The 20,371-nt window shown below is 45.3% G+C and carries 23 protein-coding genes and 1 tRNA gene; 15 read left to right on the top strand and 9 right to left on the bottom strand.

The features are described 5' to 3' along the window. The first annotated feature begins 24 nt into the window (after positions 1 to 24). The 8 genes from KNO58_RS10835 (at position 25) to KNO58_RS10800 (ending at position 5,952) form a co-directional block, all read left to right on the top strand. Entirely contained in the window at positions 25 to 1,293 is a 1,269-nt protein-coding gene (locus KNO58_RS10835) for a S1C family serine protease (RefSeq protein ID WP_214753833.1), read from the top strand. A 37-nt stretch (positions 1,294 to 1,330) separates the two neighbouring features. Continuing rightward, positions 1,331 to 1,492 (top strand): CxxH/CxxC protein, encoded by a 162-nt coding sequence (locus KNO58_RS10830; RefSeq protein ID WP_021067873.1) that lies wholly within the window; start codon positions 1,331 to 1,333, stop codon positions 1,490 to 1,492. Between the two features lie 83 nt (positions 1,493 to 1,575). Continuing rightward, positions 1,576 to 2,055 (top strand): 23S rRNA (pseudouridine(1915)-N(3))-methyltransferase RlmH, encoded by a 480-nt coding sequence (rlmH, locus tag KNO58_RS10825; RefSeq protein WP_029596433.1) that lies wholly within the window; start codon positions 1,576 to 1,578, stop codon positions 2,053 to 2,055. A 469-nt stretch (positions 2,056 to 2,524) separates the two neighbouring features. Further along, positions 2,525 to 3,976 carry a hypothetical protein gene (locus KNO58_RS10820; protein WP_214753831.1) on the top strand — a complete coding sequence of 484 codons (1,452 nt, stop codon included), beginning with the start codon at positions 2,525 to 2,527 and terminating at the stop codon, positions 3,974 to 3,976. A 130-nt stretch (positions 3,977 to 4,106) separates the two neighbouring features. Further along, positions 4,107 to 4,289, top strand: a complete 183-nt coding sequence (locus KNO58_RS10815; RefSeq protein WP_214753829.1) for a transposase — start codon at positions 4,107 to 4,109, stop codon at positions 4,287 to 4,289. Positions 4,290 to 4,612: 323 nt separating this feature from the next. After that, complete coding sequence (locus tag KNO58_RS15470) at positions 4,613 to 4,792, top strand: IS3 family transposase (RefSeq protein ID WP_483297508.1); 180 nt, start codon at positions 4,613 to 4,615, stop codon at positions 4,790 to 4,792. Positions 4,793 to 5,257: 465 nt separating this feature from the next. After that, on the top strand, positions 5,258 to 5,851 hold the full coding sequence (locus KNO58_RS10805) for a hypothetical protein (protein ID WP_214753826.1): 594 nt from the start codon (positions 5,258 to 5,260) through the stop codon (positions 5,849 to 5,851). Between the two features lie 2 nt (positions 5,852 to 5,853). Then, a tRNA-OTHER gene (locus KNO58_RS10800) sits at positions 5,854 to 5,952 on the top strand. Between the two features lie 374 nt (positions 5,953 to 6,326). Here the strand turns inward: KNO58_RS10800 and KNO58_RS10795 are convergent. Next, the gene (locus tag KNO58_RS10795; RefSeq protein WP_214753823.1) at positions 6,327 to 7,058 is read right to left on the bottom strand and encodes a hypothetical protein; all 732 of its coding nucleotides are present in this window, start codon (positions 7,056 to 7,058) and stop codon (positions 6,327 to 6,329) included. Positions 7,059 to 7,078: 20 nt separating this feature from the next. Then, entirely contained in the window at positions 7,079 to 8,149 is a 1,071-nt protein-coding gene (locus KNO58_RS10790; RefSeq protein ID WP_214753821.1) for a ComEC/Rec2 family competence protein, read from the bottom strand. A 274-nt stretch (positions 8,150 to 8,423) separates the two neighbouring features. On the opposite strand from KNO58_RS10790, the gene KNO58_RS10785 reads away from it, so the two are divergent. From KNO58_RS10785 to KNO58_RS10765, 5 genes are all read left to right on the top strand, one after another. After that, positions 8,424 to 8,858, top strand: a complete 435-nt coding sequence (locus tag KNO58_RS10785) for an alpha/beta fold hydrolase (RefSeq protein WP_376778147.1) — start codon at positions 8,424 to 8,426, stop codon at positions 8,856 to 8,858. Positions 8,859 to 9,013: 155 nt separating this feature from the next. Beyond that, complete coding sequence (locus tag KNO58_RS10780; protein ID WP_214753819.1) at positions 9,014 to 9,259, top strand: acyl carrier protein; 246 nt, start codon at positions 9,014 to 9,016, stop codon at positions 9,257 to 9,259. After that, complete coding sequence (locus KNO58_RS10775) at positions 9,256 to 10,662, top strand: AMP-binding protein (RefSeq protein ID WP_214753817.1); 1,407 nt, start codon at positions 9,256 to 9,258, stop codon at positions 10,660 to 10,662. Before KNO58_RS10780 ends, KNO58_RS10775 begins: the two co-directional genes overlap by 4 nt. A 62-nt stretch (positions 10,663 to 10,724) precedes the next feature. Then, on the top strand, positions 10,725 to 12,176 hold the full coding sequence (locus tag KNO58_RS10770) for an MBOAT family O-acyltransferase (protein WP_214753815.1): 1,452 nt from the start codon (positions 10,725 to 10,727) through the stop codon (positions 12,174 to 12,176). Positions 12,177 to 12,206: 30 nt separating this feature from the next. Then, entirely contained in the window at positions 12,207 to 13,097 is an 891-nt protein-coding gene (locus KNO58_RS10765) for a hypothetical protein (protein WP_251026206.1), read from the top strand. A gap of 49 nt (positions 13,098 to 13,146) precedes the next feature. Here the strand turns inward: KNO58_RS10765 and KNO58_RS10760 are convergent, their stop codons facing one another. Genes KNO58_RS10760 through KNO58_RS10750 form a run of 3 tightly spaced genes read right to left on the bottom strand, consistent with a single transcriptional unit; the run spans position 13,147 to position 14,355 of the window. Then, positions 13,147 to 13,518: a VOC family protein gene (locus KNO58_RS10760; RefSeq protein WP_214753811.1), complete on the bottom strand. Its 372-nt coding sequence runs from the start codon at positions 13,516 to 13,518 to the stop codon at positions 13,147 to 13,149. A gap of 53 nt (positions 13,519 to 13,571) precedes the next feature. Further along, positions 13,572 to 13,835, bottom strand: a complete 264-nt coding sequence (locus KNO58_RS10755) for a hypothetical protein (protein ID WP_214753809.1) — start codon at positions 13,833 to 13,835, stop codon at positions 13,572 to 13,574. Between the two features lies 1 nt (position 13,836). Further along, positions 13,837 to 14,355: a hypothetical protein gene (locus tag KNO58_RS10750; RefSeq protein WP_251026205.1), complete on the bottom strand. Its 519-nt coding sequence runs from the start codon at positions 14,353 to 14,355 to the stop codon at positions 13,837 to 13,839. A gap of 107 nt (positions 14,356 to 14,462) precedes the next feature. Here KNO58_RS10750 and KNO58_RS10745 point away from each other — a divergent pair, with 107 nt between their 5' ends. After that, on the top strand, positions 14,463 to 14,936 hold the full coding sequence (locus KNO58_RS10745; RefSeq protein WP_214753807.1) for a peptide-methionine (S)-S-oxide reductase: 474 nt from the start codon (positions 14,463 to 14,465) through the stop codon (positions 14,934 to 14,936). A 29-nt stretch (positions 14,937 to 14,965) separates the two neighbouring features. Here KNO58_RS10745 and KNO58_RS10740 read toward each other — a convergent pair whose 3' ends face one another. Both KNO58_RS10740 and KNO58_RS10735 read right to left on the bottom strand, forming a co-directional pair. Further along, on the bottom strand, positions 14,966 to 15,208 hold the full coding sequence (locus tag KNO58_RS10740) for a hypothetical protein (protein ID WP_021067883.1): 243 nt from the start codon (positions 15,206 to 15,208) through the stop codon (positions 14,966 to 14,968). 18 nt (positions 15,209 to 15,226) lie between these two features. Next, complete coding sequence (locus KNO58_RS10735) at positions 15,227 to 15,859, bottom strand: HNH endonuclease family protein (protein WP_214753805.1); 633 nt, start codon at positions 15,857 to 15,859, stop codon at positions 15,227 to 15,229. Between the two features lie 255 nt (positions 15,860 to 16,114). On the opposite strand from KNO58_RS10735, the gene KNO58_RS10730 reads away from it, so the two are divergent. After that, positions 16,115 to 17,308: a DUF4317 domain-containing protein gene (locus KNO58_RS10730; RefSeq protein WP_214753803.1), complete on the top strand. Its 1,194-nt coding sequence runs from the start codon at positions 16,115 to 16,117 to the stop codon at positions 17,306 to 17,308. Positions 17,309 to 17,633: 325 nt separating this feature from the next. Here the strand turns inward: KNO58_RS10730 and KNO58_RS10725 are convergent, their stop codons facing one another. After that, a complete protein-coding gene (locus KNO58_RS10725) occupies positions 17,634 to 19,079 on the bottom strand; it encodes a DEAD/DEAH box helicase (RefSeq protein WP_214753801.1) in 1,446 nt (481 codons plus the stop codon). Between the two features lie 99 nt (positions 19,080 to 19,178). Next, positions 19,179 to 20,318, bottom strand: a complete 1,140-nt coding sequence (gene solA, locus KNO58_RS10720) for an N-methyl-L-tryptophan oxidase (protein WP_214753799.1) — start codon at positions 20,316 to 20,318, stop codon at positions 19,179 to 19,181. Positions 20,319 to 20,371 lie beyond the last annotated feature (53 nt).

The raw sequence follows: 20,371 nt of genomic DNA, 5'->3' as shown, positions 1-20,371 counted from the left end.
ACTGTCTTGAAGGGGGGACGCGTCGTGAATGAAGAGAGACACCATGAGTATGAACCTCAAGACGTCGAACCTTTAGAGCACGAAGCAGATACGATGAACGATGTAAAACCGACGTACCCATCTCGTAGCGAGTGGCGCCCGAAGCAAGAAGAACATGTGCGCCATAAGCCGCGAGTGAATTTAAAACCGTTATTACTCGGAGGGGTTGGCGGATTCTTAGGAGCGGCTTTGTTCTTTTTGGCGATGATGCTCTGGGATTCCCCAACCTCTCGTTTTGTGACGAATGAACTCATTCGGACGGAACAAGCCGTCACCGTCACGGAATCTGACATCACGAGCGCTGTAACGGGCGCGAAGACGTCCGTCGTCAGCATCACGAACATCCAGCGGGCGTTCACCTCGGACTCGCAGTGGGAGGCCGGAGCGGGCTCTGGTGTCATCTATAAGGTAGACGGTGACACGGCGTATATCGTCACGAATTTCCACGTCATCGAGGAGGCAGATGAAATCAACGTCGCGTTCGCTGACGGACAAGTCGCGTCGGCGACGATTCTTGGCGAAGACCCGCTCAACGATTTGGCCGTCGCCTCCGTCGAACTGCCGGCCAATATCGACGTCGCACCGATTGCGCTCGGGGACTCGACCGTGCTCCAGGCAGGCGAGACCGTCATGGCAATCGGGAATCCGCTCGGCGTCTTTTCAAACTCGGTCACCCGTGGTATCGTCAGTGGTGTCGAACGCACCGTACCGGTCGATACGAACAGTGACGGCCTGATGGATTATAACGCCGAGGTCATCCAGACCGATGCGGCCATCAACCCGGGTAACTCCGGCGGGGCACTCATCAACATCCGCGGCGAGCTCGTCGGCATCAACTCGATGAAAATCGCCGAAGCGAGCGTCGAAGGGGTCGGCTTCTCGATTCCTGTCAACGTCGCGTTGCCGGTCATCGATATGCTCGAGCGGGATGGCAAAGTGACACGGGCCCAGCTCGGCGTCACGATTCAAGAAGTCATCGCCGTACCGGGTAACGTCCGGGAAGAGTACGGGATCAGTTTTGATAACGAGGACGGGGTGTTCGTCGAGGCGATCACGCCCGGCAGTCCAGCCGAAGAGGCCGGTCTTCGTGTCGGTGACGTCATCGTCAAAATCGGCGACCGCGACATCAAACGTTACGTCGATTTGCGGGACGCGCTGTACCGAGACGCCACGGTTGGGGATAACGTCACGATTGAATATACGCGACGCGGCAAGGCAGGCAAGACCGAGGCTACATTAACTGAAGCAACCTGAAGGAGCGGCGACGCTTCTTTTTTAAGGAGGAAACATTGTGGAAAAAAAAGTATGCAAGGAACATGTTGAAATCGCTTTAGATATCATTGTCGATGAGACGGGGGAATACCCGTTGCTCGAGGAACTATCCACAAGTGGACAAGTGACATGTGAGTTCTGTGATGCCGACGCAACATATGTTGTGTCAAGCAAAAAATGATTATCAACATGTGGATTTGTGGATAACTCTGTGGATAACCCTATGGATAACTCCAAAAAAACTGTGGAAAAAGGAAGAATTGGATGAATATTTCAATTATCACGGTCGGCAAACTAAAAGAGAAGTATTTGAAACTAGGGATTGCCGAGTATACGAAACGGCTCTCGGCTTATGCGAAAGTGCAGGAAATCGAGGTCGCGGACGAGAAAGCGCCCGAGCATTTGAGCGAAGCGGACATGATTCTAGTAAAGCAAAAAGAAGGCGAGCGAATTTTGGCGAAAATCAGTCCGGACACGCATGTGATTGCCTTGGCCATCGACGCCAAACAACGAACGAGCGAAGAGTTCGCCCGTGAGCTCGATCAACTCGCGACGTACGGCAAGAGCAAAATCGCGTTCGTCATCGGTGGCTCGCTCGGTTTGTCGGACGATGTCATGAAACGCTCGGATGATACAATCTCCTTCTCGAAGATGACGTTCCCGCATCAATTGATGAAGCTCGTCTTGTGTGAGCAGATTTATCGGGCGTATCGGATTAATCGGAATGAACCGTATCATAAATAAATGAGGTTTTTAAACTTGGATTGCTAAAGTGTAATCCAAGCTTTTTTCTTATCTGATAAAAATGCATACATAGAAAGAAGGTAGGTAATTTTATAGTTTTTATAGTCAAACAAGTATGTAGAATTTCAAAAGTTTATATATAGAAAACATTTAAAGTCTTGTTCATTTATTTTCTATTTCATTCATCTACATTAATCAGATGAATGAAATAATTTTGTATTATGTATATATATTGATTAAGCTATTTAAAAGTTAAATAAATTAAAAATTTGCTAAAATTGTATAGTGGAACAAGGTTTATACAACATGTGCTCGTTGTAATATAAGGAATAAATAACTATAATGATGCAGAAAATAAATTTTGTATCGACCGGCTCTAATGAAACGAGTTAACCATCTTTTAATTTACTAGTTATATAGATAAGTAAAATATAATTCTTGCAAAAACTATATCAAGAGAGGTGCTTCAATGAATAAAGAGGAAGAGATAGCCAAGTTAACAGAAATATTATATTCGAATTTCAATGATTTTTATAATCCAGAAGTTATAGAAGTAGCTACTAAATTAAATAGACTAATAAAAAATGGAAACTCTTCATTAAGAGACAAGTTTAAGGGAGTTCTTATAGATTCTAATAAATTTTTATCTGAAGTAGAGTACTTAAGAAAAAATTATGGAACTTGTCTAAATCATATAAAGCAACTTCAGCTCAGTAGTGTTTATAAAAATGAAACTATTAGTACGGTTAGGCATGCTACTGTTAGAAAATTTCAATGCGAGGTGTTTTTAAGTATCTATCAGGATAATCATGAAAAAATTGAGCCATTAATAAAATCACTAATTGAATTTGGTACAACTAATAGACTCCAATTGGAGGTAAATCTAAGAGATGATTATGATAAAATACTCGATCTAGCTACTTCATTTTTAAATAATACAGTTAAAACAATAGTTAATTTCAGATTGCCATATAAAATAGATATACAAGAAAATCAAGAAATTACATATGAATATAATGACATAAAATTCAGTTTAAAATTTAAGCCACTTAGTAATAAAGTACACGCACCACTTGAAGCACATGACGGAGTATTAGAACTCGAAAGAGACAAATACGGAGTATATTCATGTAGTGATTTAATATTAAGTTTTAATAAGTTCTTTAATGCAACTCATTACATGAAGGAATTATTGACATTATGTTCTGAGTCGTTTAATTATTTTTTAGATTATTATAAAACAACTACAGAATATTATTGGATTGATAATCTAAACCTATTGCATATTCATGCATCAAATGTAAAAGTAATTTCGGAAAAATATGATGATATTATATCAATTCCTTTTTATTACGCGCATTCTATTAAACAATCTAGTAGCTACAGTTATATTGATCAGGAGAAATTTCTTGAATTAGAGAATAACATGATAAAAGCAGAGGAACCTCCATTATGGAAAATGTTATATCTAGATTCAAAAAATAATATGTTTATAGAGAAACATAAGGAAGCAGTAATATCAATAAATTCAGCATTCGAAAATTACTTAAATATAAAAGCAAGTGAGATACTTAAAAGTAAAATGACAGACAAAGAAGTCGAAGATTACTTCGAAGGCAAAATATCCTATGAAACATATTTTTTAAATGAATTTTTAAATGAAGAAGATTTTAACAAAGCTGTAGAACAGGGAGTAATTGGTTCATATTCACCTAATACCTTTCAAATTATAAAGAAATGTTTTGAATTTAACAGTGATAGAATTAGTATTAGTAAAACCAAGATAAATAAGTTAGTAAATGATATAAGAAAAAATAGAAATGATATAATCCATGGGAATCTAAAATCATTAAATAACATTGAATCAGATGCTAAAAAATCTATAAGCTCGTTTGAGGAATTCATTAAGGTATTTCAATAATAAATAAACCTCATTTAAACTAACTACGGAGAGCCTTACCACAAGTAAGTGAGGTTAATATAAAACAGCGTCGTTCTGAACTGCCCCATAAAAGTTGGACATAAAAATCCAACTTTTATGGGGTGTTTTTATGACCAAATTTACAAAAGCGTTGAAAATACAGGTCGCCGAACGCTACTTGACTGATAAAGATGGCTACAGAGCGTTAGGAAACACGTTCGGGGTGAGTCGTCATAAAGTACGTGAATGGGTGCTTCTCTACGAGCGGTGGGGCGAGACAATCTTCGATCCGTCCTATACACCCTACTCGTAGGCGTTTAAACTAAGGGTACTGAACGATATGGCGGACAATGGGCTGTCCTTGATGGACGCCGCCCTGAAGTACCGACTCTCCTCTCTCGGGCTGATCTCCACCTAGCGATCGATATACGAACGGGAGGGACTTGAGGGTCTGATCGCCAAGACGAAAGGACGTGCCCCGATGCCGAGAAGGAAGAAGCAGGAGCCCAAAGAGATGACGGAGGTCGAGAAGCTCAAGAAACGGGTCGAATTCCTCGAGATGGAGAACGCGGCGTTAAAAAAATTGAAAGCCTTGGTTCAAGAAAAGGAAGCGCGACGAACCGGATCAAGGCCCAAGTGATCGACGAGCTAAGGGCCACCTATCCTGTATCGGGGTACTACCACGTGCTCGATATGAATCATTTCAAAAAGAAGCTCGAGTGCTACATCAAGTACTACAATCATCTTCGCATCAAGAAACGACTAAAAGACCTGAGTCCGTTTAAATACCGGACTCAGGTTCTAAAGGTCGCCTAACAAAATTATTTAGTATCTAACTCTTTTGGTTCAGTTCAACATACGGACTCTTAATTAAACTGTTCATTTTATGAGGCTTAGTTTAATCAGTTCTGTTACTCCTTTAGTGTTGTTTTCATTAAGTATATTTTCGATTTCTTTCTGCATTAAAAAATACCAAGAGAGCAAAAAATATAAAAAGGAGTTATTATTGAAGTAATGTTTTTACATAATAGTTAAAGCTGAATTTGGTACTATACATCACGATTAGGGGGGATTATTATATTTAAATATAGATGCTACAAAAAATTAAAAAAGTATTTAGGTCAGTTCGATGCAATAAATGAATTAAATGAATTAGCAGTCAGAGAAGTTAGTCGACTTGCAAGTGAAAGTGGAGATATAGACTCGTATTTTATAGGTTTATCTAATAAATATGATATTAGAGTTAATTTTTCTACTATCCCTAAAGATCTATTTAATTTAATGGCGAAAAATTACATTGTAACTACTTATCAATCTGCTGAATTATTTTTAGAAGAATTTAAATCTGAAAGTCAAAAATGGCATAATATCGTACGAAAACAAAGAGAAAAAGACGAACCTAAACTGGAATGGACACTAAAAAATACTAACTTGTCTTATCGTGAGACGGTAAAGAAGGTTGGAGAGTTAGAGATTATGATATTTGAATATTATCGACTTGTTCGAGTAGCTATAGTTCATCGTTCTGCATCAACTGAAGAGAAATTAGTTAAAAAATACGATAAACTGCTTGATTATCAAGCGCAAATTTTTAGCATGTATGATGTAGAGGCTCCGAATAGATTTGATGAAATAAATTTTGATGATTTTCTACTATTTTCTCGAGTTATAAAAAATATCGCCTTTTCTCTTTGTGAGATAGCAAAACCATCAAATGAAGCTCTTGCTGCTGACATTGACATTAAAAAATTTAAAAAAAGTATTAAAAATGAAAAGCGATTTGACAATGCTATTAAAGGTGAAATTCAAACCCGTTATGGAATCACTGGACAAGACGCTGAATTAATATTAAAGTTAATTCATTCAGATATGTAAATGGTCTACTAGCTTAACGGTAAAGCGCTCCCCTCCATAAGAACATGAGTTATCGTGTTTTTATGAAGGGGGAGATTGGGGTTCGATTCCACAGTAGGCCACTAAATTAATTTATAATATTAATCATAAGCCAATCGTCATTGATTGGCTTTTTTTTTTTTGATTATTTCTATCGATAAAAACGTCTAAATAAAACTTAAATAATACAAAAAATGGATAAAATAAGTTTATTTATTTATAAATTTATAAATAAATATAGTAACTTAATAAAATTGTATTTCAAACTTCCTTTAGACTATATATGGGGAAACAATAACATAATTAGTGATAAGAAGAGAATTGAGCTAACGCTTACTTAAGTAGTAGCTAAAATAGTTGAGGCAATGATTATTCTAGTTATGAATCATTACATAGTAAAAGGAGTTATATGAAATATCAGAACCCGTTTTTACTATGTAATTGTATCGGATTCAACTTATTCAAAATGCTCGCAACACTCTAAAAGTGCTTTTCCGTAATTCACTCCTGCTGCATACACTTGATTAGAACTAACGAAGAAAATCCAAAACGATAAGAACAATAAAGTTACAACTATCGAAATTATTTCTAATATTGGAACAGCAGAAATGTTCAAACCAAGTCCATAATTGTTATAAATATAAAATGATTGAATTGCTATTAAAAATATACACGTAAGCATCCCTAATGGTTTTAATCCAAGTAAGTTTCTAGCTTGGCCATAAGAAACATTCTCATTAAAAATTAAAGAATATTTAACTTTGTCTCTAGTTTTTTGCCTTAGATAATCAATGCACGAATCAAACTTTATATTTGCGTCCAACGGATTTTCTAATTCTTTTTCAATAGTTGGAATATCCAAGTTTGTTAAAGATCTTAATTTTTGATGATAACGATTTTTCGTTTCTTGATTTAAAGATCCATCGTTATTTCTTAGTATTAAAGTAGCGGGAAGAGCTCCCCAACTGGCTAGTAATTTATCTTGTTCTTTTTTTCCTAACGTTCTTGCGAGTGTAGATAATGGGAGTGAGATACCTAAGCCAACGATTAAACTAATAAATGTACCTTCAAGTGAGCGTATATCAGGAAAACAAAGATATAACCAAATAATAATTGGTGAGACTGTTAATAAGGATGGCAAATATCTTGCTTTTCTTTCATAAGTGTTTAGAACAACATCTAGGTTCATTTAATCTCCTTATTAAATTTTTATTTTTCAACATTTGGATTGAATGAAAGGGGAGTTACAGTAGTCCATCCAGTTCTTTCCGGCATATTTTTATGATGCCTAATTGTTTTTCCTCTAGTTTCGCACACTTTTGCACCTCTTCTAATAAATGCATTTACAACAACCTTTTTTGGATGATTATCGGTCTGAGTTGATACCGAGACAAAAGTTGTAGTGGTCGGTTGAGTATCTTCTGATATTTTTTCACCAATAATTCTATCTAGAACACTAGGTGAAACATTTCTTCTACTCCCATGATGAGGCATTTGTACAAAAGAACACTTTTTTAAATCGATGCCTAATAATTCAGCATAATCAGCACTGTTGTGAAGTGCTTGCTTTCCAGCATCACCAGTAAGTAAAACTTGGTAGTCATCTATGTTAGCATATAAAATAACACTGCTTTCATTTCTTGCGCCTGTAGAATCATAATTTTCGCTTAGAGTTTCTTTATCCCATGCTTCATCAATCCATTCCAAAATTTTGGCGTAAGCCTCGGAAATTGTCTTGGTAACAATATTTTTTTCACTTCGTTCTGGTAAATTTGGGAAATCAGGTAATAAATAGTTAATGTACCAGTCTTCTAAAGGAGAAAGTACTGTAAATTCTCCAATATGAGTTCCCTCAAAAGGTTCGTAGACAGGAATATTTTTTTCACAAGCAACTTCGTACAATTGGTGTGCTTTATTCAATGAAGCCTTTATTCTTTCAGATAAACTGTTGTCAGTAATCCTACCGTCTTTAAAAAGTTCTCTTATTTTAGATGAGTGTTCCCATGGAAGATGCATCCATAGTTCTCCTACTTCTAACTCTTCAAGTACTGTAATTAAGCCTGAAGCATGATCGCTGTCTGGATGAGTGTTAACTACATAGTCTACATAACTAGTTTCATAGTACGTTTTTATGTGTTCTACAACTCTCCTCCCAGAATCTTTTGTACCACCATCAACGACCATAATTTTATAGCTTCCTTCTTCACCGTACCTTACTACAATTGCATCCCCATTTTTAGTATTTTCTCCAACAGGAATAAACTCAACTTCGATACCCAAAAATACCACCCCTTAAATTTCCATGGCATTATTTTACCATACGAAAAAGTGTGTATGCTTATACATCGCTTATTTATTAAAATAATACTTATTTATTAAAATAATATAAGTGTGATTTACACTAAAAAAACACAATATCCAGATTGTGAGATAGAAATGTGGTAAGAAATTAAATAATTAAAAATAGAATTAAGTTATACGCCAAATCGATGTAACATGAATCCGCAAACGTGACTGTCATCCTGGACTCTGGATACGGAGATGATTCAACGTCTTGGAATCAATTGGTGGGGTGAACCTGCAACTGTTTACTGCTGAATATGAAGCAGACGTCAGCGGACTCGTTCTCGTCGACGTCACGCCGAAAGACTATCGCGAGCGGCTTCTTCCGACGATGTCACCCGATTTTCAGCAGGCGTATCAGCAACAATTCGTACGAGAAGGGAACTATGGGGAATTCGTGGAGAGTTTACAGCAACTGCAGGAGACGAACGTGGCGCTGCGCTTACCCGTCATCGTGATCGCGGCGGGCAAGAAAGATCATTATTCCCCGGAGTCCCAACGGTTATGGAACGATATGCAAAAAGAGATCACCCACATCTCTTCGGATTCCAAATTCATATTGGCCGAAGCCAGTGCCCATTACATCCATCGAGATGAGCCTGAAGTGGTTGTGGAAGCCATTCGACGATTGGTCGAGCGAGTCTAATATATCCAAAGCGCGGAGACCGAACGAAGGTGTCCGTTTTTTGATGACCTCCATGAATCATCAGAAGTCTTATTGCCGTCCAAAAGGCAATATGATAGAATCACATAGCAAATGATTATCATTATCAATTAACAAAAATGGGGAGAATTCATCCAATGAACAACATTGAATTATATCAAACAGCTTTTATCAACGGCCTTGACGTCGAGCCAGATACGTCATTCGAAGACTTGAAGCTCGGTGTTACGAAAGAGTGGGATTCAATCGGCCACATGACATTGATCGCGGAACTCGAGGACGCCTTTGACGTCGATCTCGATGCGGATGTGATCACAGATTTCAACACGTATCAGTCTGGCATCGACTTATTGAAGCGCTTGGGTGTGGATTTCGGACAATGAAGCGCTTCGACACGGTCGAGCAGTATGGAGAGCGCGCCGCCATCTACGCGGATTGCGCGTATTCCTACGAAGAGATGATCGAGGCGGCCGACGCGATTGCGGGTGAGGTCGGCGATCGAACGCTTGTCTTTTGTTTATGTGCCAACAACAAAGAATCAATCTTCGGCTACGTCGGGTTTCTTCGCGGACGTATCGTGCCGCTCCTGTTGGATGCAGCGATTCATTCGGAACAGCTGCAGAACTTAATTGACCGCTACCGGCCGACGCACATTTGGGCGAATCGGGAGCATGAGCAATTGGCGCAGGAGATGGACACGACTTATGAATATGGAAACTATGCGTTGTTTGAATGTCCTCGTGTGATGGAGCATGAACTGCATGATGAGCTCGCGCTCTTGTTGACGACGTCCGGTAGTACGGGCAGTCCGAAGCTGGTCCGGCTCAGCTACGACAACTTGTTCCACAACGCGGCATCCATCGTGTCGTACTTAAATATCAATGAAGACGACCGTCCGATTACGACGTTGCCGATGAACTATTCGTACGGTCTTTCCATCATCAACAGCCACCTCGTGTCCGGCGCGACCATCGTGGTGACGGAGGCGTCCGTCATGCAGAAGGAATTTTGGCAGTTATGTCGCGACCAGCATGTGACGACGTTCGGCGGCGTCCCGTTCATCTATGAGATGCTACAACGGCTCAAGTTCGAGACGATGGAGTTGCCGAGTTTGACGAAACTGACGCAAGCCGGAGGAAAATTAAATCCGAATTTAGCGAGTGCGTTTACCGAAATTTGCGAGCGAAAAGGCATTCAGTTTTTCATGATGTATGGTCAAACGGAGGCGACGGCGCGCATGTCGTATTTGCCGCCTGACCAGAATCGCAAGAAAGCCGGCAGCATCGGCATCGCCATTCCCTGCGGTGAATTGACGCTTCGCAATGAAACGGGCGAACTGATCACTGCGCCGAACGTCGTCGGGGAGTTGGTGTATCAGGGAGCAAACGTATCGCTCGGTTATGCCGAAACGTTATCAGACCTTGCGACCGGAGATGAGAACGAGGGCGTCCTGCAGACGGGCGATTTGGCGTATGTGGATGAAGACGGTTATTTCTTCATCGTCGGTCGCATCAAACGGATGATTAAGGTGCATGGGAACCGAATCAGTCTCGATGAAGTGGAGGACCTGTTACGAGCACACGGACATGAGTGTGTGTGTACAGGGAAGGATGACGAGCTATACGTGTACACGTTGCACGACGACCGTGCCGCCATCAAACAAGTCATCAAGGATAGGATGCATACAAGAGGGGCCACGATTCTACGAATCGATGCCATTCCCCGGAACGAATCCGGAAAGATTCTGTATGCCGCATTACCGAAACGAGAGCTCGTCACCACCTGAACAAGCAAGTGAGTGCAGCCTTTGTGGAAAGCAATATAAGTTTAGAATAATCAGGTGAAGCTATGACGTTTATTTCAATCGAGTTTTTACTGTTTCTCGCCATTTTAGTGGCGGTATATTATGTGGTGCCGCATCGCTTCCGATGGGTACTGTTATTGGCGGCCAGCTATTTGTTTTATGCGACGCTCAGTGTCCAGTTCATCCCGTTGTTGCTCGTGAGTACAGCCTTTACGTTCGTCACGGGAATCCTGATTGAACGACAAGACGAGAAGCGACAGAAGAAACGCCTCATGATGATTGGTGTCTCGACCCTGATATTGTTCCTCGGCTGGTTCAAATATTTTAACTTCGTGAACGACTCGTTGCGCACGATGGCGACATCGCTGGGTTGGAACTATGACATTCCGTATCGAGACATCGTCTTGCCGCTGGCGATTTCGTTTTATACGTTCCAGGCCATCAGTTATCTTGTCGATCTATATCGCGGGAAGCTGAAGGCCGAGCGCCATTACGGCTATTTCTCGATTTATTTTGCTTTCTTCCCGCAACTCGTGGCGGGACCGATCGAGCGGGCCAAGAAGTTGCTTCCTCAATTCAAGGCGGAGCAACGGTTTAACTATGAGCATGTCAGCTATGGGATGAAGCGGATCGCTTGGGGATTCTTCAAGAAGACGCTCATCGCCGACCGGTTGGCTCCTATGGTCGCGAGCGTGTTCAGTCAGCCAGACCCGACCGGCTCCGAGATTGTGCTCGGGACGATGTTGTTCTCGCTTCAATTGTATGCCGACTTTTCAGCCTGCAGCGATATCGCCATCGGGACAGCGAGACTATTTGGCATCAAGTTGACAGAGAACTTCCGACAGCCTCATTTCGCGGTATCAATCGCCGACTTTTGGAACCGATGGCACATCTCGCTGTCGACGTGGCTCCGGGATTATATCTTTATCCCGCTCTGCAAAGGGAAAAAGAAACGACATCAAATCTATGTCGCTATCGTCATCACGTTCTTGGTGAGCGGTATCTGGCACGGGGCCGCCTGGAGTTTCGTCTTATGGGGTCTGATTCATGGCATGTACCGCGTGTTCGGGGATGCGACGAAACATCAGCGGGAACAGCTGGCCTCCTTCGTTAGACTCGACCGGACGCCCGAGCTTCATAAATGGCTGAAGATTGCGGTCACGTTCCAGTTGGTCTGTTTCTCACGTGTCTTTTTCGTCTCTGATTCGGTCGCCCAAGCGTTTCACCATGCCCGGTTGTATGTGACACCGTCGTCATGGGCACCGGTCGAGATGCTGCAGGCACTTGAATTATTTTCGTTACTCGATTTACTCGTGTTCCTCTTCTTCTTTACGGCCGTTCAGGTGTTTCAATATATCGAACGGACAAAAGGTTCGGCTTGGGACTGGTTGGCCGAGCGTTCGGCTCTCACGAACGTGGCGATTCAACTGTTCGTGATTGTGTCGGTCTTGGTGTTCGGCGTGTCGAGTGAAGGGTTCATTTATGGTGGGTTCTAAGTGAAAGGAATGGCTATGAGAAGTGTATGGATGAAAATTTCAGTGGTGTTGATCATCGTTGCGCTCTTATTGATTCCGCTCAACGACTTTGTCAAACAGTCGTGGGCGTACAATAACAACCGCGGTGTGTTGGCGTTCCAAGATGACCCGTCCGAGCTGGACATTATCAACTTGGGGACATCTCACGCGATGTTCGGCTATGCGTTCAAACCGCTCGGTCTGTCGCATCTCGATTTGGCGTTGCCGAGCCAAACGATTAAATACGACTTGAAGATGTTGAAGCAGTACGACCAATATCTGCGTCCGGGTGGGATCGTCATCGTCTCGCTCTCGCAAATCACGTTCAGCAATGCGGAGATTGGCCGGAAAGAAAACTATTATCAGGTGTTGGACCGGGAAGACATCGAACCGGTCAGTACGTTTGATTATTATACGTACACGTCGATCCCCGCATTGAACAGTGGGAGCGTGTATACGGCGCTGTCGCGCGAGATTCGAGATTTCAGATGGGAGTCTCATAAACCGTGGGTGAACAATGGCCAGAATTATTCGGAACGAAAATACGAGACGGTCGAAGCACAGTATAAACAGGCTGTGGAGAATCGTGACATCGAGCAGAATATGGAACGATTGAAAGACATCATCGAGTATTGTCAGGCGAAAGGGTATCGCGTCGTGTTGGCGATGGAGCCGGTCCACACATCCTACAACGCCTATTTTGATCAAGCGGTCATGGACCGACTCGTCTATCAACATCTGGCCTCGCTCGAATTGGACATACCGTTCTTAAACTATATGGATGACGAACGGTTCATCCATCAGCGTGAGTACTTTCATAATCCAGACCATTTGAATGGGAAGGGGAGAACGCTCCTATCTTCTCTCGTCTATGAGGATTTGAAACGGCTCGGCTATCTATGAGAAAAGGAAATCTACGTTATTGTAGATTTCCTTTTTATGTGGTCGCAGATCACGTGTGGATCTCGTTCATCAACGCATGTGTGTTACCCTCAGAATCCTTGAAGAAAGCCATCCACGTCTCGAGGTGCTCCATTTTTGCGACGAGGTGCGGCTCGTCGATAAACTGCACACCTTTTGCCAAGAGCTGTTCATACGCCTCAGTGAGATTGTTCACTTGGAGATAGAGCACAGAGCTCGCTTTGGCAAAGTCTTCATTCTCGGGACGCGACAACATGAGCCGCACGCCGTTGCATTCTAGAAAGGCGAGGCTGCCGGCTTGGAACAGGAGTGGAATTTCAAGTGTGTCCCGGTAGAAACGGACCGCGCGATCCAAGTCGTGCACCGGCACGTAGATTTGTCTGATTTGCTGAATAAGATTCAAACGATATCCCTCCTAAAGTGGCATCTGTGACCGTGTAGCGCATGTATTCTTGGTTAACACGTTTGACGGATGCGTTGAACCGTCAGCATTCCAATCGCGAGAACGATGGTGAGGCCAATCCAGGTGAAGACATAGACGAACGGAGTCCCGGTCGTCCCGATGGCGACTTCGCTTTGAAGTGACGTGACGTTGTCCGCCTCGGCGATGATGTCGGGTGTATAGTTGAGCGTGCGGATGAAGCCGATTCCGAACGTGACGATGAGATACATGAGGTGAAGCGCGGTCGAGATGAGCATCGCGCGTTTTGTAATCTTCAAGTCAATCTTCCTTTCCGTCTTTCGCGTACTGGCTTTGCGAAAGCTTTTGTTCCATTTGCGTATGTAATTTCGTGACAATCCCGTCCGGATGCGAAGAAATCGCGAGTTGAACATGGACCGGGAACATGGTCCATAAATCGGTCGGATAATACGAGCCGTCCCGCGGTGTCCGATGACCTTGAATCGTAAATGATTCGTCATCGTCGTCAAGGTATAATACAAGGGGGACGGACATGCCCGAACCTTGCTCGAAGCGATCACCTTCTTGCACGTACTCTTGGATGAGCGCCCAGACGTACACCTCATTTTTCGTCGTATTCGTGTCGAGAATTTTATATGACGTCCACACGTCACCGCCGAAGTTCGGGTTCATCACTTCGGTCGTCAAGTAGCGCTCCATCTCTTGATAATCGACCGAAACAGACTGGCTCATCGAGACGAACGATTCTCCCGTCGTGACAGCATACAAGCTTGCGACGATGGTGATGGTCCAAAAGGTGGTCCACATGAGTTTTTTCAAAATAAATTCCCCCGTATCTGTTCACGGATAAAAGATTTGAGTTTATCGTAGCGCATTTCTACCGAATCGTGGGAATTATTGACTAAAATTTTAAGGGGGATGATTGGATGCAAACGGTATATATAGCGGGAGGATGCCTCTGGGGCGTCCAAGCGTTCATGAAGACGTTACCCGGTGTCATCGAAACGGAGGCCGGACGGGCGAACGGGACGACCGATACGCTCGATGGAGCATATGACGGTTACGCCGAATGCGTCAAAACGACGTTCGATCCGAGCATCGTCACGATGGAGGATTTAATGGATTACTTATTTGAAATCATTGACCCGTACAGCATCAATCGCCAAGGCGAGGATGTCGGCGAAAAGTATCGGACTGGCGTCTATAGTGCAGACCCACGCCATTTGAAAGTCGCACGCACATTGATCGACAACCGAAGCGATGCGGACCGAATCGCGGTCGAGGTATTGCCGCTCACGAACTACGTCCGAAGCGCGGACGAGCATCAAGACCGGCTTGAGCGATGTCCGGACGATTACTGCCATATCCCGAAGACATTATTAGAGAAGTACAAACAATGAGCCGACACGATGCCGTGTCGGCTCATTTGTTATGCCCGCTCGAGGACGTTCACGAGCAAGCGATGCACGACCTCATGGTCGCGCACATCATGCAGTTTGTAGTCTTTCCCGGGCAATGTGTACCACTCGGCCGCACCGACGTACGTGATGGCGAGCTCGAGCGTGCCGTCTTCCTGGCACGTCGTCCGTAATTCAAGATCTCCACTGATGACGCCGACTTCCTCGGTCATGACGCCGTGAGTAGCTTTAAATACTGAAGATTGCTGGTTCATCGTAGACTCCTTTCTGAATCAATAGACGCAAGCATTGATGGCCGTTTGAAGGGCCGTCTTTTCTGTAGATTGGAGGCTGAGACCCCAGCGGCTCTTCGTCTCGACCCACATCTTCGCATAAGCGCAACGTGCACCGGTGCGTGTCGGTTGCCATGTTGACGGGTCTTGGTCCCCTTTTGAACGGTTCGAGCTGGCCGAGACGGCAATCAGCTGTGGTCCGGTCAAATCGTTGGCGAAGCTTTGACGTTTCGTCGTCGTCCAGCTGTTGGCACCTGAACGCCACGCTTCGGCCAACGGTACGACGTGGTCGATATCGAGATCAGACGGTGACGTGAACGTGATGCCGTCATAGTAACTGTACCACGAGCCCGATGTGACCGGGCAGTCACCGACGTACGAATCGGCGTCACGTTTTAAGACGACTTGCCGCGTGTCGCAGCCGTTCCCTTGTCCGCTCCAGTGCGGGAACAGGTCACGGCTATAGCCGGTCATCGTTCCTTCAGTTTTAACGGTCAACGCGTTCAACTTCGTGAGCGCACTCGATTTCGATGGAATATTGGGCGGGAGTGCCGAGGCGGTCGGCGTCGTGAAGTGGAGCGACGTGGCGACCAAGATGATCGTGAATAAAGAACTGATGCATTTTTTAAGCATGTTTGTGCCTCCTATTATGTATGACGACTGAACGACGCGCATCGTAAACGCACGATGCACATCGACTATACATGGCAAGGAAGTGAGAAATACGCAAATTTACAAAAAATGAATCCAAAGATTATAAAAGTTGAGGTCAGGGACATGATACATGACATCAGACGTCCCGGCTTTAGCACTACCGGCATACGCGCAGGCACCAACTATTGGTATAATGAAGGCGGTTTGTAGCAAAGGACGAAGGAGTGGGAATCAATGAATCAAAAAGACATCGCGGCGATTCGCAAGCATTTCAAGTTGAATGCGGAAGCGGTCAAAATCGCTGATATTTATAATATTTATATTCGCCAAGACAGTAACGAGATTTTTTACGAGGAGTTACGCTCGTTCCCGTTCGTCGAGCAGGAGCACCAAGAGTTGTTCCTCGCCAACTTCAAGAAAGTGCTCGGTGGCAAAATCGATGAGAAACTGTTCGAAGTGAAGTTCCAACATCCTGAAGCGGGACAGACCGATCATACGCAGACGTTGTTGTATGAAGCACTGCGGACCGACGACATCGAAGAATGGGCTGGCATGATGCAGCGGGTCGCGCTGAAGATGGTACAGGAGGCGCCGTTCGAGAAAGATATGGTCGTCACGTTCATCCGCTTCAAATACAATAAGCCGACGCGTCGTCATTCTGAAGAGACAGAAATCGATATGCGCGACGAGGTGTGGACGTCACGATTCATCCTATGCAGCATCAATCAGACCGAGCTCCCGAAACAATCGCTCGTGTTCGACTATATCGAGCGGGAGTTCAAGTCGAACATCTTCATCAATCCCGTCATCAAGCTCGATGCCCCAATCGGTGGGTTTATGTTCCCGTGCTTCACGGACAACGCGGCCGACGTCAACCACATCTTATATGCAGCCCAGAAAGCACACCAACCAGACTTCGGCTTCATCGAGAACGTCTTGAACGGGACCGAGATTGTGACGGCGGTCGAGGAGAAGGCGATGTTCGAGGAAGTCGTCAAAACTGTCATCGGCGAAGAAGTGAACGTGGGGACGCTCGCTACCGTTTACGATGAAATTAACCAAATGATTCTCGCCGAGGCGGAGCGTGAGGACGAGGAAGAGACCGTCCCGATGATTGATGCACGAACCGTCGAAATCGTGTTGAAAGCGAGTGGGGTCGAGGACGTGACGACGGAGAAAGTCGAAGCGGCGTTCCAACAAGTTGTCGACGACCGCCAATATGAGATGAAGGCGAGCAGCGTCGTCCCGAAATACACGTCGAAGTCGATTAAAATCAATACGAAAGTCGCCAATATCTCGATCAGCCCGCAAGACTTGAAGTACGTGAGACAAGTGAACGTGAAAGGGAAACGTTGTTTGTTGATTGAACTAGAAGAGGATACGGAAATCGAAGGGTTCAAACTCATTTCGGAAGAACTGCTGGACTGACGCTGAGCGGGTTCATCCGTTAGAAATCGTTGAGCGGATGACTATCCTTGCTGTCCTCCTGTCGATACATCGTTCGATTCGAGAGGACAAGCTTGATTTTCTTCATCGAGAAGACTGAGGTTCAGACAATCGTCTGAGCCTTTTTTTGTCAATCACGTGAGGATGGTTGAATTTCGGAACGGTTATCGGTATGATGCTCTTGAAAGCGTTCTCTCGATGAGTCTTATTTTTTTAAAGTTTATCGAAAGCGCTTTCGATATGGGTGGATTCAATAAAAAACCTCAACCCTGCTCCGCGTGGAGAGGTATTGAGGTTGGAGTGATGATTATTTTTTTGCCTTGCTCACTTTCAACTTCTTCCCTTTGATCGGTGTCGATTCCATCGCCTGAAGGACGAGTGAGCCTTTGCCGTTCAAAATGTCGACGTACGTCATCTGGTCGTTGATCGTGATGATGCCGATATCGTCAGCCGACACGCCAGGAATTTTGGCGATTGTACCGACGAAGTCGATGGCGCGGAGTTTTTTCTTCTTCCCGCCGCTGAAGTGAAGCTTCATGATGTCTTGGTTGATCCGGGCCGTCTTGTTGTTGCGAACGACACGTCGACCGCTCAACTTCTCTTCGAATGCGGCTTGGTTGCGCGCGACTTCTCTTTCAGTCGGTGCATCCACCTCCGGGATATCGAACTTGATGAACGCTTCGATGGCGCGAACGAACTTGCCCTCGTGAGGCGTCGCGAGCGTGATCGCTTTTCCGGCGTTGCCGGCACGGCCTGTGCGTCCGGTCCGGTGCACGTAGCTCTCTTTTTCCATCGGCACGTCATAGTTGATGACGAGGTTGACGTTATCGACGTCGATTCCACGTGCTGCGACGTCGGTCGCGACGAGATATCGGAAGTTACCCATCTTAAAGCCTTCCATGACGGCGAAGCGGTCTTCTTGCTCTAGGCCACCGTGGAGTCGTTCGCACGAGTAACCGGCTTGGTCGAGCTCGGTATACACCGTGTCGACATGTTCTTTCGTCCGGCAGAAGATGAGGCAGCTGTCCGGGTTCTCGACGACCGTCACATCTTTCAGCACGGCGAGCTTGTCTTCACGGCGGACTTCAATCAAACCATGTTCAATCGTCGATGCGGTGACACCGCTCGATTCGATGGCGACACGGATTGGTTCGTTCATATGCTTTTGGCATAAACGTTCGATATCGTTCGGGAACGTCGCCGAGAATACCATCGTCACGCGATCGCGCGGCAATTCTTGAAGGATCGCCTCGACGTCAGCGAGGAAGCCGCGGTTCAACATTTCGTCGGCCTCATCGATAATCAAGTAATCAATTTTATCTAAAACGAGCGTCTCCCGTTCGATGTGGTCCATGACGCGTCCCGGTGTCCCGACGACGACGTGCGTCTTCTGCTTCAATTCTTCACGTTGCTTCGAGAACGGTTCTTTCCCGTAAACGGCAGTCGCCTTGATGCGTTTGAAACGACCGATGTTCGTCATATCCTCACGGACTTGGACGGCGAGTTCGCGCGTCGGTGTGAGAATCAAGACTTGCGGCTTGTTCTCTTCCCATTCGATGAGTTCTGTGACCGGGATGCCGAACGCTGCGGTCTTCCCGCTGCCGGTTTGGGCTTTGACGACCAAGTCTTGGCGCTCGAGTGCGAGCGGGATGACTTTCTGTTGGACTTCGGTCGGTGATTCGTATTTCATGATGCCGAGCGCACGTTGGATATCTTCGCTTAGGCGATAGTCTGAAAAGCTTGGTTGATTCATAGGTTTACCTCATTTTCGTGTAAGAAACTTCTATTCGAGAAATTTTCATTAGCAATTTGGATTACGCTTCATTATACACGAAACGAAGCAGTTCGTCGTTCATGCACGAAAACGAGCGAGACGGAAGCGACTCAAATCGAATGGTGTCTGTCCGTCTAGCGTGAGCTGACTCAGCACTTCGCCCATGACACTGCCGAACTTGAAGCCGTGACCTGAGAAACCGCAGGCGATGATTACGTTGTGATGTTCGGGATGAACATCGACGATGAAGTCGTGATCGTCCGACATCGTATACAGGCATGTCTTGCCTTGATTCAAGGCACCGTTTGCCTCTGGCATATACGTCTCGAGGAAGTGGCGCAAATCGCCTTCGTCGGCTTCATAGCGACCGAAGTCTTGCGTATGTAGGTTCGGATTGATGGCCTGACCGCCGTCGGTCCGTCCGACTTTTAGTCCGGCCCCGTCAAGACTTGGGAATCCATAGAACATCCGGTCATCTTCCTCGACGAAGAACGACGGGAACGACGCATCCGAATAAAGCGTCTCATCCGCATCGAACCAACCGACGACTTTCCGGGTCGGTGCGAGCGGGAGCAACAGGTCGGGGAGCAGTTGTTTCGCCCAGGCCCCGACTGTGACAATCACTTTCTTGGCGTAAAACGTCGCCTCGGACGTGACGATGGTGACCCCGTCCTCATGGAATTCGAGTGACTCGACCGGCGTGTTCATGACGAGCTCGGCGCCATTTGCGGTGGCTCGTTCGCGATACGCTCGAATCGCGTTCTCGCTGTAGAGCAGTCCCGACTCGGTCTCATAGCAACCGATATAGTCGTCCGGGATTGAAATCCCAGGCCAGCGCGTCTCGACATCTTGTTTCGATAACAGTTGGAGCGGCAAGTCATACTTCTTGGCCGAGGCGATTGTCTCGTCTAGAAACGCCGAGTCGCGTGGCCCGAGACCGAGCACGCCCGTTTTCTTGAAAATTGGATACTGCGACGTATGGTCGAGCTCTTCCCATAGTTTTTGGGCCCGTTTGACGAGTGAGACATACGCACGACCTTCCCCGTAGGCATGTCGGATCATCCGGGTGTCCCCGTGATGGCTGCCTTTGTTATGAGGCGGGTCGAACGCATCGATGACGAGCGTATGGGCACCGCGTTCCGTCAAAAGCGAGGCAGCTGACATACCCATCGTGCCGGCGCCGATGACGGCGACGTCGTATCGAACTGGTTGTGACATATGGACATCAATCCTTTCTACTGGAGCATTAGTAGAATGGTATGGAAAAGCTG

The organism is Exiguobacterium sp. J17977 (assembly GCF_018616375.1).
In the GTDB taxonomy this organism is placed as follows: Bacteria; Bacillota; Bacilli; order Exiguobacteriales; family Exiguobacteriaceae; genus Exiguobacterium; species Exiguobacterium mexicanum.
This window is presented reverse-complemented; position numbering and strand designations above follow the sequence as displayed.

Bases quoted from the DNA above. Each gene is read 5' to 3' on its own strand.
- KNO58_RS10730 (WP_214753803.1), top strand. From the start codon at position 16,115: ATGAATCAAAAAGACATCGCGGCGATTCGCAAGCATTTCAAGTTGAAT.
- KNO58_RS10735 (WP_214753805.1), bottom strand. From the start codon at position 15,859: ATGCTTAAAAAATGCATCAGTTCTTTATTCACGATCATCTTGGTCGCC.
- KNO58_RS10745 (WP_214753807.1), top strand. From the start codon at position 14,463: ATGCAAACGGTATATATAGCGGGAGGATGCCTCTGGGGCGTCCAAGCG.
- KNO58_RS10765 (WP_251026206.1), top strand. From the start codon at position 12,207: ATGAAAATTTCAGTGGTGTTGATCATCGTTGCGCTCTTATTGATTCCG.
- KNO58_RS10725 (WP_214753801.1), bottom strand. From the start codon at position 19,079: ATGAATCAACCAAGCTTTTCAGACTATCGCCTAAGCGAAGATATCCAA.
- KNO58_RS10820 (WP_214753831.1), top strand. From the start codon at position 2,525: ATGAATAAAGAGGAAGAGATAGCCAAGTTAACAGAAATATTATATTCG.
- KNO58_RS10795 (WP_214753823.1), bottom strand. From the start codon at position 7,058: ATGAACCTAGATGTTGTTCTAAACACTTATGAAAGAAAAGCAAGATAT.
- KNO58_RS10805 (WP_214753826.1), top strand. From the start codon at position 5,258: ATGGCGAAAAATTACATTGTAACTACTTATCAATCTGCTGAATTATTT.
- solA (WP_214753799.1), bottom strand. From the start codon at position 20,318: ATGTCACAACCAGTTCGATACGACGTCGCCGTCATCGGCGCCGGCACG.
- KNO58_RS10740 (WP_021067883.1), bottom strand. From the start codon at position 15,208: ATGAACCAGCAATCTTCAGTATTTAAAGCTACTCACGGCGTCATGACC.
- KNO58_RS10770 (WP_214753815.1), top strand. From the start codon at position 10,725: ATGACGTTTATTTCAATCGAGTTTTTACTGTTTCTCGCCATTTTAGTG.
- KNO58_RS10780 (WP_214753819.1), top strand. From the start codon at position 9,014: ATGAACAACATTGAATTATATCAAACAGCTTTTATCAACGGCCTTGAC.
- rlmH (WP_029596433.1), top strand. From the start codon at position 1,576: ATGAATATTTCAATTATCACGGTCGGCAAACTAAAAGAGAAGTATTTG.
- KNO58_RS10775 (WP_214753817.1), top strand. From the start codon at position 9,256: ATGAAGCGCTTCGACACGGTCGAGCAGTATGGAGAGCGCGCCGCCATC.
- KNO58_RS10815 (WP_214753829.1), top strand. From the start codon at position 4,107: ATGACCAAATTTACAAAAGCGTTGAAAATACAGGTCGCCGAACGCTAC.